The 12,022-nt window shown below is 44.9% G+C and carries 11 protein-coding genes and 1 riboswitch; of the genes, 4 read left to right on the plus strand and 7 right to left on the minus strand.

The window, feature by feature from the left end; all coding sequences use genetic code 11:
- Window positions 1–17: 17 nt before the first annotated feature.
- From D469_RS0116570 to D469_RS0116585, 3 genes are all read right to left on the minus strand, one after another.
- Window positions 18–2,084 (minus strand): bifunctional rhamnulose-1-phosphate aldolase/short-chain dehydrogenase, encoded by a 2,067-nt coding sequence (locus D469_RS0116570; RefSeq protein WP_018924508.1) that lies wholly within the window; start codon window positions 2,082–2,084, stop codon window positions 18–20.
- Between the two features lie 636 nt (window positions 2,085–2,720).
- The gene (locus D469_RS0116580; RefSeq protein ID WP_018924510.1) at window positions 2,721–3,596 is read right to left on the minus strand and encodes an alpha/beta fold hydrolase; all 876 of its coding nucleotides are present in this window, start codon (window positions 3,594–3,596) and stop codon (window positions 2,721–2,723) included.
- Window positions 3,597–3,896: 300 nt separating this feature from the next.
- Window positions 3,897–5,531 carry a catalase gene (locus D469_RS0116585; RefSeq protein WP_018924511.1) on the minus strand — a complete coding sequence of 545 codons (1,635 nt, stop codon included), beginning with the start codon at window positions 5,529–5,531 and terminating at the stop codon, window positions 3,897–3,899.
- A gap of 193 nt (window positions 5,532–5,724) precedes the next feature.
- On the opposite strand from D469_RS0116585, the gene D469_RS0116590 reads away from it, so the two are divergent.
- On the plus strand, window positions 5,725–5,946 hold the full coding sequence (locus D469_RS0116590; RefSeq protein ID WP_018924512.1) for a hypothetical protein: 222 nt from the start codon (window positions 5,725–5,727) through the stop codon (window positions 5,944–5,946).
- 69 nt (window positions 5,947–6,015) lie between these two features.
- Here the strand turns inward: D469_RS0116590 and D469_RS0116595 are convergent, their stop codons facing one another.
- Window positions 6,016–7,383 (minus strand): MFS transporter, encoded by a 1,368-nt coding sequence (locus tag D469_RS0116595; protein ID WP_018924513.1) that lies wholly within the window; start codon window positions 7,381–7,383, stop codon window positions 6,016–6,018.
- 196 nt (window positions 7,384–7,579) lie between these two features.
- Between D469_RS0116595 and D469_RS0116600 the strand changes: the two genes are divergently transcribed.
- A complete protein-coding gene (locus D469_RS0116600; protein ID WP_018924514.1) occupies window positions 7,580–7,930 on the plus strand; it encodes a YuzC family spore coat inner layer protein in 351 nt (116 codons plus the stop codon).
- 424 nt (window positions 7,931–8,354) lie between these two features.
- Here D469_RS0116600 and D469_RS21330 read toward each other — a convergent pair whose 3' ends face one another.
- The 3 genes from D469_RS21330 to D469_RS0116615 form a co-directional block, all read right to left on the minus strand.
- Window positions 8,355–9,263 carry a stalk domain-containing protein gene (locus D469_RS21330; RefSeq protein WP_018924515.1) on the minus strand — a complete coding sequence of 303 codons (909 nt, stop codon included), beginning with the start codon at window positions 9,261–9,263 and terminating at the stop codon, window positions 8,355–8,357.
- A 203-nt stretch (window positions 9,264–9,466) separates the two neighbouring features.
- Window positions 9,467–9,838, minus strand: a complete 372-nt coding sequence (locus tag D469_RS0116610) for a YflT domain-containing protein (protein WP_018924516.1) — start codon at window positions 9,836–9,838, stop codon at window positions 9,467–9,469.
- A gap of 125 nt (window positions 9,839–9,963) precedes the next feature.
- Window positions 9,964–10,305: a YflT domain-containing protein gene (locus tag D469_RS0116615; protein ID WP_018924517.1), complete on the minus strand. Its 342-nt coding sequence runs from the start codon at window positions 10,303–10,305 to the stop codon at window positions 9,964–9,966.
- A gap of 167 nt (window positions 10,306–10,472) precedes the next feature.
- A riboswitch (TPP riboswitch) is annotated at window positions 10,473–10,572 on the plus strand.
- A 155-nt stretch (window positions 10,573–10,727) separates the two neighbouring features.
- On the opposite strand from D469_RS0116615, the gene tenA reads away from it, so the two are divergent.
- Entirely contained in the window at window positions 10,728–11,420 is a 693-nt protein-coding gene (tenA, locus tag D469_RS0116620) for a thiaminase II (RefSeq protein ID WP_018924518.1), read from the plus strand.
- A gap of 393 nt (window positions 11,421–11,813) precedes the next feature.
- A partial coding sequence (locus D469_RS0116625; protein ID WP_018924519.1) for a transposase occupies window positions 11,814–12,022 on the plus strand: 209 nt, incomplete at its 3' end.

Genomic DNA, 12,022 nt, shown 5'->3' on the forward strand with positions numbered 1-12,022 from the left:
CTCGATGGCCTCCTTCGTTATCGTGTAAACGCCGCTGGTACTCCGCCATCTACTGTCAGCATGCAGCCTGTGGTTTTGGCTGAACGCTCTGAGGCGAAAAAGGAGATCGCTTCGGCTATGTCTTTTGGCAAGACATTCACTTTTAAGGTGGTGCGCTGGCGGTAATGTTCTTCGAGCTCATCCGGGTCGATACCGTACGCTGCCGCGCGTTCATTGCGCCACTCGGAATTCCAAATCTGCGAACCTTGCAGGACCGCATCTGGAAGTACGGCATTAACACGTATGCCGTATTCGCCGCCTTCAGCTGCAACACAGCGCGCTAAATGGGTTTCCAGCGCTTTTGCTGAACTATAAGCTGAAGCATTTTTCCCAGCATAGACTGAATTTTTCGAGCCGACGAAAATCATGCTGCCGCCCAGATTTTGCTCTTTCATCTGTTTGAAAGCTTCTCTGGCCACGAGAAAGTAACCGGTTCCAAGCACGTCCATATTCGTCTGCCATTCTTTTAAGGTGGTTTCTTCAAGCGGACTTGAAGTGGCAAGACCAGCGTTGTTTACAATAATATCAACACCACCATAGCGCAGGGCAGCGTCTACATAAGCCTCTTTCACCTGCTCTTCAGAGGTTACATTCATGCCGACAGCTGTCGCCCGGCCTGCCCCGAATTCTTCATTTAATGATGCTGCCTTGGCTTCAGCGCCTTCCACGTTTAAATCTGCGAGGACGACATGAGCTCCTTTTTCAAGCATATCTCTGCCGGCTTCACCGCCAATGCCGCCGGCGCCGCCGGTTACCAACGCTACTTCACGGGAAAGTTCAGCTTCAGGCGGAGCCAGGGAAAGTTTATAGAGTTCGAGCGGCCAATATTCAATGTTGTATGATTCATTTTCATTGAGAGATACAAAGTTTCCTAGCGCAGTACTCCCTTTCATAACCGCAATCGCCCGGTAATAAAGGTCGCCGCTTACGTTGGCCATTTTAATATTTTTTCCGGTATTTACCATGCCAAGCCCGGGAATTAAAATCACGCGCGGAGCAGGCTCAAACATTTCATCGTCTTCATTGTTGTTTCGTTCAAAATATTGTTTGTATTCTTCTTTGTAAGCAGGGACTTCCTCGCTGATTTTTTGTTTCAAAGCTTCTACGTCTTCAGTTTGCGGATCCCAGTCAATAAATAAAGGCGTGCGTTTCGTGTGCACCAAATGATCCGGGCAGGCCGCCCCTACTTGTGACAGTTCGCGGGCATCCTGACTGTTGACAAAGTTTAGAACATGATCGTCATCATTTACCGTCAGAATCATTTTTTTCTCGTCACTCACTTCACCACGCAAGAGCGGCAAAATTTGTCCAAGTACTTCACGTCTTTTCTCAGGTGAAAGCGCTTCATATTTTGAGCCGCCAAACGGCTGGTCAGTTTGTTTACTTTCAATGTAATTCGAAGCTTCCTGAATCACCGAGATGGTACGCTCATACGTTTCATGAGACGTCTCCCCCCACGTCACCAGACCGTGTTTTTCCATTAAAACAAGTTCAGCGTTCGGGTTGTCTTTTACCCCTTCAGCAATCATCTTGGAAAGCTTGAAACCGGGGCGTACGTATGGAACCCAGACAAAACGGTCGCCAAATATCTCTTTAGCAATTTCATAGCCATTATCTGCACAACAGATGCTGATAATAGAATCAGGATGCGTATGGTCAACGTGTGCAAAAGGTAAAAACGCATGCAGCAACGTTTCAATCGAAGAGCGCGGCTGTTTGCTGTCCATCATGCAATGCCCCAAGTATTCTACCATTTCTTCATCGCTCATATCTTCGCGCTCCATAAGCGGGTAGATGTCATCAAGTTTGAGGCTGGTAAAATGCTGTGCTCCCATCGTGGCAAGGTCTGAGCCGCTGCCCTTCACCCACATCACTTCAACTTCGCGTCCTCTAAAGTCGGTTTCCGTGGTTTTCACAGATGTGTTGCCTCCGCCAAAGTTAGCGACTGAGCGGTCTGACCCTAACAGATTTGAACGATAAACAAGCTGCTCAATACCGGTAGACTTTGTTGTTGCCGTGCTGTTATCCCATAGATTAGTAACCATTTAATACCTCCATGTATGTTGTAAACACTTTTGATTATTTATAAAATAATCGTACCATATTGGATTTTGTTTTTGAATAAAAGATTTTATTTTTGATTCCAAAACCAAAAATAATTTCTGAATTTGCAAATAAACGATTAGCACAATAATTAAATTTTTCATTTCCTACCGCCAACCCTCCACTTTTCCCAAGTTATGAGTGCGGATACAGCCCACCCTAGCCGCACAAAACTGCCCACATGTTTTGCGCTCGTTATGTATGGATTCAATCCTTCTCTCCAGGCGGGCGCTCTCACCACTTCACCACAGGCACGTGTGCGACATCGGCTTTCTCTTCACATCGTCTGCTCTCCTCGTTGTTGGCTTCGCTGCGGGCACAGCATTCATTCTAGGGAACCCCCACGTGTTGAAGTTGCAGTACTCTTTATTCACGCTAGAATGTCATATCTTTTACTGCAATAAACAAAAATGGACCCCCATATAAGTGGAAGTCCATCGAACCCTTGTTTTTATCTCCTTAATCTAGCCTTCAGTTATTGATTAAGAAATCATGTTCTTTTCTAGGAATGAGTGAAACAGAACCTAGTATATCAACATTGAAACTCACCTTACACGAGAATGATTACAGGCAGCAGCTTAGACGTTCGTTTGATTTGCTGCTTGCAAAGATTTTTTAATTAAATGATTTATCACCTCTGGTTGTTCGTGCTGGACCCAGTGAGTAGCTTCCCCGATAAATGTTAACTCTCCATTTGTGCAGCGTGTCATGCTTTCTTTGGCCAACGCAGTAGATAAAAATTGGTCACCTATTCCCCATAGCATGTGCACGGGAACGTGAACGTTTCTACGCATAAGTTCAGTGATTGTCTCAGCATTCATAGCTCTGTACCAATTAAGCATGCCTGTTAACGCACCAGGCTGGGACCAAGCTTTTTCATACCATTGTAAGTCTGTCTCGGAAAATGTCTCATTTTTACTTGTTTTTAAAAGAGCCTGTTTTAAACTATCAAATTGTTTCGCTTGCATCGTTCTTTCTGGAAACGTAGGCAATTGAAAGAATAGCATGTACGAGCTTTGTAGAATTTGAACGGGGTGAGTGCCCATCACTTTTGGCATCACACCAGGATGGGGGATATTAATCGGAATAAAATATCTCACCACTTCGGGTCTAGTGGCGGCGAGATGCCAACCGATAGCTCCGCCCCAATCATGACCGATGATCACCGCTTGCTTGCGGCCGAGTTGCGTAATGAGTCCTAAAATATCATCGCGCAGCTCGTTCATCTCATAAGCTGCCACACCCTCTGGTTTCGAACTTAAATGGTAGCCCCGTTGGTCTGGAGCTACTACCCAATACCCTTCAGCAGCTAACGCCTCGATTTGGTGTTTCCACCCGTACCAAAACTCGGGAAATCCATGCAATAAGACAACTAGTTCGCCGTCTTGCGATCCAGCTAATGCTGTATGAAGCGTTACGCCATTTGTTTTAATATATTCAAATGTGACATCCATTTGTCGCTTCTCCTTTCGATTGTTTTAATATTGTCTTTCCCTATTTGAGGCATATATTTAACATCAATTGGAAAATTAACTTTAATACGGTGTGTGAAATTTAAAGGGTTAGAGTAAGGTAGAGTCTTTTCGTTTATGGATTGTTCTGTTCGATATTGACAAACAGCAAAGACCTTCATCTCTACCGCCGCAAAGCTTTCTAGCTACGATAGCATTTACGAGCAACAGACAAACAAAAAAGGAGTGGCTCATCCACTCCCACTTTCTCAGCTGTTTGCGTCGGCCGCTTCTTGCACCGAATTAATACGGATCAGACGGGTGACTTTCTTCTGTCGCTTTTTGTACCGCTTGTTCTTTTTCTGCTTCCTTACCAGCACCTTCAGTATTAGCTTTTTTAAGCCCTTCTTCGACCCGGCGCCCGTAATCTGGGTCAGCCGCAGTGAAGTTTTCAATCATTTGGTTTTGAATGTCTTGACGGCATGATTTTAAATTGTCGACCAGATTGGCAATGAGCTCGTTTTGTTCAAATTCAGTAAAGCGACGATATGTTTCGCCTGCTTGTTTAAAGTTGTTTTGCCGCTCGATTGCTTCTCGTTTAATTTCACCCTCCGCATAAGGGGTATGTTCTTTTCCTTCTTGCTCTGCTTCATGTAAGCCGCCCCTCAGCGAAGGTTCATAGTTAATGTGAGGGTTTTGCCTTACCCCTCGGTCCACCTGATATTGCATCTGTCCGCCTTCCTGATTGGTCGCCATCCGCTTTTTTGGCGCGTTGATTGGCAGCTGTAAGTAATTGGAGCCGACGCGGTAGCGCTGCGTGTCAGAATAAGAAAAAGTACGACCTTGAAGCAGTTTATCATCGGAAAAATCCAGCCCATCTACAAGCACCCCGGTTCCAAAGGCCGCTTGTTCAACTTCGGCAAAATAATTGTCAGGGTTTTTGTTAAGTACCATTTTGCCGACTGGCTGCCACGGAACATCTTCTTTATACCACAGTTTAGTTGGATCTAACGGGTCGTAATCCAGCGCCGGATGAGGATCATCGCTTAAAATTTGCACGTACAGTTCCCATTCTGGATACTCTTCCCGCTCAATCGCTTCATATAAATCCTGCGTCGCGTGATTAAAGTTTTTCGCTTGTATTTCATCCGCTTCCGCCTGGGTTAAATTGCGTATGCCCTGCAGTGGCTCCCAGTGATACTTCACCAAAAACGACTCTCCGTCGGCATTCACCCACTTATACGTGTTTACTCCCGAACCCTGCATCATCCGATAATTAGCTGGAATTCCCCACGGAGAAAACAAAAAGGTCACCATATGAGTCGCTTCCGGTGATTGAGATACGAAGTCAAAAATACGCTCACTGTCTTGGACGTTTGTTACCGGGTCAGGCTTAAACGCATGAATGAGATCCGGGAACTTTAATGGATCACGAATAAAAAAAATTTTCAAGTTGTTGCCGACCAGGTCCCAATTCCCGTCTTCTGTGTAAAACTTAATCGCAAAGCCCCGCGGGTCCCTAAGCGTCTCCGGCGAATGATTGCCATGAATAACCGAGGAAAATCGGACAAAAACCGGTGTCTGTTTCCCTTTTTCTTGAAATACTTTTGCACGGGTGTATTTTGAAATCGGCTCGTCTCCATACGTACCATACGACTCGAAATAACCGTGTGCCCCTGCTCCACGCGCGTGAACGACCCGTTCCGGAATTCGTTCGCGATCAAAGTGGCTGATCTTTTCGAGAAAATCATAATTCTCAAGCGTTGTAGCCCCGCGATTTCCAACCGTGCGCACATTTTGGTTATCAGTTACCGGGTGACCTTGACGATTGGTTAATGTTTCTTCGTTTTCTTGCGTGCTCATACGTCCGTCCAGTGAATCACCCGCGCCCGTTGCGTTTGTGCCCGTTGATTCATTATGTTCATCGTTGTTCCCCATTCTACCCCTCCTAGTGATAATGTGTACATTTCAATCATCACCAAAAAAAGGAATATTTACTCAATAAGTTCACTGCACTCATCTTTGCTTCAACGTTTACTCCTCGGCCGCATCATGAGGTTGACTTCTTCGCTTCCATCTCGTACGGTTTAAGAGAAATATACTTACTATACGTAAAAAGGATGTTGCATGAATGTCCAATCGAAAACACGTGCTTATGCTGGCAACGACCTGGGCTCTATTTGGCCTCGTTTTCTCTTTACTAAACAATTTCAACTTGCTTGAGACCTTAGCTGCGATGGCTCTTGCTTTTCTGTTTAGCGCTGGTATTTCCTTTATTGTTATAAAAGCAACCGGCAAGCCCAACAACGAGAAGGTTCCTGCGCCAGAACCCGAAGAAAAAAACCATTCATAATTATAACCCCCCACCATGTTTTACCTGCAGGTGGGGGGTTCCTCATTTTAGGAAAGAAGCTAGCAGCTACTAGTCTGACACATGTTGTTTGGCTTGGCGGAAAAAGAATAGATATATGAAACAAGCAAGCAATGAAAGGCAGAAACCTACACTATAAGCATTACTGTAAGCTCCGGCCTCTGCCAGCCAGAGAGGATGAAACGCTCCCTGGCTGCTCACTTCAAGAATAGCCCCAGCCAAAGCTACCCCTAGCGCTCCACCAAAAAATTGAATCAGCTGCAGTGCACCATAACCAGCTGTAAAGCCATCAGCCGGCAGGTACCTAGTCATTAAGTTTGACATGCTCATTGATATTGTGGAAAAACCTACGCTAGATAAAAAGAAAAACAACGAAATCCAATAAATGCTGCGATCAGCAAATCCGGCATAGAAGAAACTGGCCAAAATCATGCACGAAATACTGATACCAGCAATCCGAATAATCCCTACCTGTTCAACATATCGGCCCAGCACACGCATCACCACAGTCGACGCTAAAGCACCTATAAAAATCAACCAGCCAATGGCAGCCACGCCCAGCCCATATAGTTCTGATAAAAGCAAAGGAGTTACAAATAAAATCGTAAAATGGATAAAAAAGACCGCAAACACTAAAAAGAGTGCTTTTTGATAAAAAGAATCTTTAAGTAAAGCGGGAGCAAGAAACGGCTCTTGCACTCGTTGAATATAATAAAGAAAAACAGGAAGACATACCAAGCCAATTAAAAATGAAAGAATCCCTGTCGAAACCGCGATTAAAACAGATAAAATCGATGTGCTAAATAACAAAAAGCCAATCACATCAAAACTCTTCGTACCCGTTTTTGCGCGCGGTACCCATTTCACATAGATGGGGATGGTAGCTACCCCTAAAAGGCTAATGGCAAACAAATAGCGCCAGCCTAAGTATTCACTTAACAATCCGCCTGCGAGCGGCCCAAGGCCAAAACCTAGCGCCGAAGCTGCTGCAATCATGGCCAGGGCCTTGCTTTTTGAGGCTGGTGGAAAATACCTGGATATCATTACGACCCCAAGCGCGGCACAAACAGAAGTCCCTGCTGCTTGAACGACCCGTGCTAAGACGAGAAGCAAATAATTATCTGCAAGAAAACCGAGTAATGAACCCATCCCCAAAAGACTAAGCCCCACACTAAGTAGTACGGGCATGGTTATAAAAGCTGTCAATCTTCCGTACAGCAAGGTGCCAAGCGCAAAGAAAACCGAATAACTAGTTACCATCCAGGCAGCCAGTGCAGGCGACAAATTGAAATCCAATGCAATCTCAGGAATAGCAACCGTAAACATGGAGGTGTTCATGACCATAATGACGAAATTCATAAACAACATGGTAAGAACAAGCTTATCTTTTTCGATAACAGGAAAATGACGTGCAGACAAAACGAGGACCTCTTTTCCTTACTGTTGTAGAGCTTTTCTTCCATTAAACAATAACATATTGAAAGGAAAGCTGACCTAGAAATCGCTTTAGCGTACCCAGAGACTAGAAATGAACCGAGGCAAATAGGTGCTATGTCACCGTTTTAGGTGAAAGGGCATAGTATAGGATAAAAGCTGAACAAGGAGGGTGAAATCGTTGCGGTACCAACACGTTCCTAAAGCTCCGGTTGTACGTCAGCGCAATCCTTATGGACCCGTGGATATTACCTATTTTGAACAATCCCTTTCCGCATCACAGCAGCTACTTAACGAAGCAAGTCAGTTGATCCAAAGCTTAGAAGCATCTCCAGAATTGATGGACGATTTGATGACTGCCGCCCAGGCTGATGATAAAGAGGAAGTAAACGAAATCATTGAATCCATTGGCATACCAACCGATGTGGAAACTACCTACAACCCTAGTTCTGTCACGTTCAAACTAGTGGCGGATGCTCCCCATTCATTACATTGCTGTACCCTTACCATCCGTGTGCAGTGGGGGAATTAACTTGTTTAGGTTGCTATACTGTAAGCTGTACGAAGAGGTGGATAAGTCCACCAAGCCGCTAAGCAACCGCGCATGGTCCCCAGTACTTTGTCTTGGGGGTACATTTGCAATGCTAGTGAGAAACCAAAGGATAGAGGCTGGGACATAACCTTTTAAAATAAGTAAACCCCGTCCTATGATTACCATTTTTAAAATCATAGGACGGGGTGTGTACTATGCCCAGTCATAAAGTTTTTCTTTCTGCAGCCACGGTTTCAAATTCCTTCAACTCACTCTCGTTCGTTTTAGGTGATTTTCAGCTCGTGCTGTTACCACAGGGTCGTAGCATTTTGCCTCCCTACTTAGTAAACCAACTTTATGGTTCGACTATTAAACCGCCTTCTAAACGTTTGTCCCGGCCTCATTTTTTATAACAATCATCTATCTAGCGAGGTAAGACATTATAGTAATAAGCAGCAGCCGTAGAACGATCTGCTTCTGTCCGCACCGCCAACCGATAGTCTCCTGTGTCATAGGCAAGTGTCGTATACATGCCTTCTTCTGTATAATCAGGCTCTCCGAACGCATCCACGACATCCTGCACTGTATTGCCATCCAAAAGGGCTTGAATCTCCGTCACTTCTCCTTGAGAGACAATGTCTCGTTCATACCACTCTTCCTGAGCACTTTCACCGTTATCTGCCCCTAAAAAGGTGACCGCATAATCGCCATAGGTTAGATAAGGTACATCTCCACTATCCGGCGTTCCATCTGATCTCCCGTCCGGAAGACCGTACTCATTAATTACCTCGGCTACGCTCCATTCTTCAAGGTCATACGGAAACGGTCCCACTTGCCCAGCTTCCGCATCCTGTAACGTTTCTTCACCTAGCGGGGGAAGCGCAAAGTCATGAGAAGAGGCTGTGCCGTCATTGACGTGAATCATGTTCACCTCTTGGCCCCAGTCCACCTGATAGCCGCTTGCTTCGCTAATGAAGCGGAGCGGAATGATGGCCCGTTCATTTTCCACCCGTGGCGCTATATCAAGCTCATGCGTTTTACCATTAACCGTAGCTTCTGTCTCCCCAATCGTTAATTCAATTTGATCCCCTTCAGGCGAGGTCGTTTCAATCGTCTGTGTTTCTTGGTCCCATCTCACTTCCACGTCAAGAGCTTCCATAACAGCCCGATATTCCACCAGTGTCCGTCCATCCTCAATCTGGGGCTCATTTGTCATCACCGGCTCTTGGTCGTTCACATACACAAGTGTCGGTCCACCTTCAGCCTTTGCCTGCGTCACCACTAAGCTGCCCGCCACAGCTAGAACGATGCCAGTCAGCACATACCGTTTCATAATCGCCCTCCTTATAATCGTCTCTTCTCCCATCTTATCTGGAAAAATGACCTCCTATGAATATCACATTCAGCTACGATCATAGTGACTACCTCATTCGTTATAAAGGGGATAATATAAGTAGATGGTAGAGTAGGGCTAGACAAGTTGGGAGCAGTTCAGCCCGTATACAATACAGAAAACGTAAGCCGGACTAGGCCAGCTTACGTAATATTTCCAGACATTGATACATTCGCTTCTTTGTCACTAATTACAATCAGGACATTGCCTTCATTCAGCTTTTCTTCAAGTTGGTCTGCTTCACCGCCATCAAAACCTAACGTTTCGAGCTTGCCTTGCAATTCATCTCGTCGGTTGCGAAAAATATTTTTAAAGGTTGTCCAAAATGGCTGCTGCCCTTCAAACATGTGGTTGGCTTGAGCGTTGACGGCAAGCGCTTCAGTGCGTTCAGGGTCATGCGATAATATAAAAATATCTTCTTCATTTACCCCATGTTCTTTAAGCTCTTTTACTTTTGCAATCACATCGTCATCATGATAAAACTCTTGATAAGGTAAACTTACATTCTCACTCATAAACGCTCCCCTCCTTATAGGAAGTGAACCAGGGATATAAATAAAATACCTTCTTTCACCCCTCAATAAACATCGTTCGAGCTCACTCACATCCCGTTTTATCTTTTTCTAACGAGACTAGTAATCTATTCGATCGAAGCATGCTCATCTGTAAGCACTACGATAACTTTCCCTTCATCTAATTTACCTTCTAGCTGTTCGGCTTTTTCTTCGCCATACCCTAAGCTTTCAAATTGTGCTCGTAATTCATCACCACGTTTACGGAACACATTCTTCATAGCCGTAGAGACATTTTCATCTTCTGCAGAGACAACATTGGACTCCGCCTGTTTAGCCAAACGGTCCGTGCGGTCGCTGTCATGCGTTAAAATGTACACATCTTTCTCATTGACTCCGTTGTCTAGTAAGTTTTGCACTTTGGCAATGACTTCTTCATCATTATAAAACTCCTGATGTGATAAACTCATCTCGTACAACCTCCTTTATAATGAACATGCCTTGATTGGTTACTGATTCATTTCCCATCCGATGATACTAAGTAAACTTGCTATTTCAGCTATAATTTTTTGAATAGTTTTATTTTTGCTTGCTAACTGGGATGGCATTCGATATACTTAAATTGTAAATTCTTATAAACGACCACTAGGGGAGCCATATTGGCTGAGACAAGTTACCTTGGACCCTTAGAACCTGATCTGGTTCATACCAGCGGAGGAAAGTGGACACAGGCACACTAACAGCATCTAGCTTGGAAACATCCATAGTAAAACTGTTTCCTTGATTGATAAGCTAAAGCCTGCAGCTTCCTCTTTAAGCTGCAGGCTTTTTTCATTCTTCTATGTAGGTGTCCTCTCTTTCTGGTCGTAAACACATTGAGGAGGCGATGTTTTTGACGTTTAGCGAACAACTGCGGAAGGAAAGCGACCCGATCTTTGAAGCCATATTCGCCCACCCGTTTGTCCAGGGCATAGCTGAAGGCACGGTGCCAAAGGAGTCTCTCATTCATTATGTGAAGCAAGACTATGAATACTTGAGTACCTTCTGCCGCATTTACGGACTAGCTATTTCAAAATGTGACCAGCGCGAAGACATGGCTTTTTTCCAGGAACAAATTGCATTTGTGTTAAATGATGAAGTCCACCCTCACAATAATTTCTGCGAAGTAGCCGGCGTCACCTATAAAGACCTGCAAGCTTCTCCCCTGGCGCCAACCGCTCATCATTATACGCGCCATATGTTAGAAGCCGCGCATAATGGCAGCTTAGGAGAGACACTAACCGCACTTGCACCCTGCCCATGGACGTATTATGAAATTGGGTTGCGCTTAATGGAAGAAGTAAAGCCAGATGAGAACCACCCTTTTAATGAATGGATCCGATTTTATGCAACCGAGGAAGTTAAAGACATCGTAAACAACTTCAAAGAAAAGATTGACCGTTCTGCAGAACTTGCAGGAGAAAGCGAACGCGAACGCATGCGTGATCATTTTCTCAAAAGCTGCCAATTGGAACACCAATTTTGGACAATGGCATACGAGCAAGAAACATGGCCGGTTCAGCTTTCAGAAAAATATTATGTTTAACATCTATCGCCACGGGTATTGGTGCCAATAGAGCAGTCTGCTTACTTGCTCGTAAGCGTTCTAAGTAACACCTCTCAATTTCACCCTCACCCCGCAAAAGGGGCTGTCCCAAACAAAAGGGCAGCCCCTTTAGTCATCCTATGAAAATATGAAAACTAGATGCTTTCGTTTGCGACGCCGCACACATTGGCGGTGACACGGCAGGTAATGCTCATGAAACCGCACTCGAAAACCGTCACGCTGCACTAAGATGTCGGCACACGGCACTACTATCGCTTCACGCCGCACTCCGTCCTCGTCACTGTGCAAGCGGAAGTGGACCGGTTACACTTATTTGGACAGATATTATAAGTTGCTCTAAGATTAAAGTAAGGTAATAAAGGAGTGGATATCATGTCCAGACAAAAAAGACAGCACTTCTCTCAATCTTTTAAAGAACAAATCGTTCAATTGAGAGCTTCGGGAAAACCCCGTCAAGAGATTTTGAAGGAATACGGAATGTCGCCTTCTGTATTAGATAAGTGGGTACGTCAATCCAAACAAGGTGAGTCTTTTAGTGAGCGGGAAAACCGTACGACCGAACAAGAAGAACTCCTTCAATT

The organism is Salsuginibacillus kocurii DSM 18087 (genome assembly GCF_000377705.1).
GTDB lineage: Bacteria > Bacillota > Bacilli > Bacillales > Marinococcaceae > Salsuginibacillus > Salsuginibacillus kocurii.

Coding starts and splice junctions, on each gene's coding strand:
- D469_RS0116570 (WP_018924508.1), bottom strand. CDS start 2,084: ATGGTTACTAATCTATGGGATAACAGCACGGCAACAACAAAGTCTACC.
- D469_RS0116580 (WP_018924510.1), bottom strand. CDS start 3,596: ATGGATGTCACATTTGAATATATTAAAACAAATGGCGTAACGCTTCAT.
- D469_RS0116585 (WP_018924511.1), bottom strand. CDS start 5,531: ATGGGGAACAACGATGAACATAATGAATCAACGGGCACAAACGCAACG.
- D469_RS0116590 (WP_018924512.1), top strand. CDS start 5,725: ATGTCCAATCGAAAACACGTGCTTATGCTGGCAACGACCTGGGCTCTA.
- D469_RS21330 (WP_018924515.1), bottom strand. CDS start 9,263: ATGAAACGGTATGTGCTGACTGGCATCGTTCTAGCTGTGGCGGGCAGC.
- D469_RS0116610 (WP_018924516.1), bottom strand. CDS start 9,838: ATGAGTGAGAATGTAAGTTTACCTTATCAAGAGTTTTATCATGATGAC.
- D469_RS0116615 (WP_018924517.1), bottom strand. CDS start 10,305: ATGAGTTTATCACATCAGGAGTTTTATAATGATGAAGAAGTCATTGCC.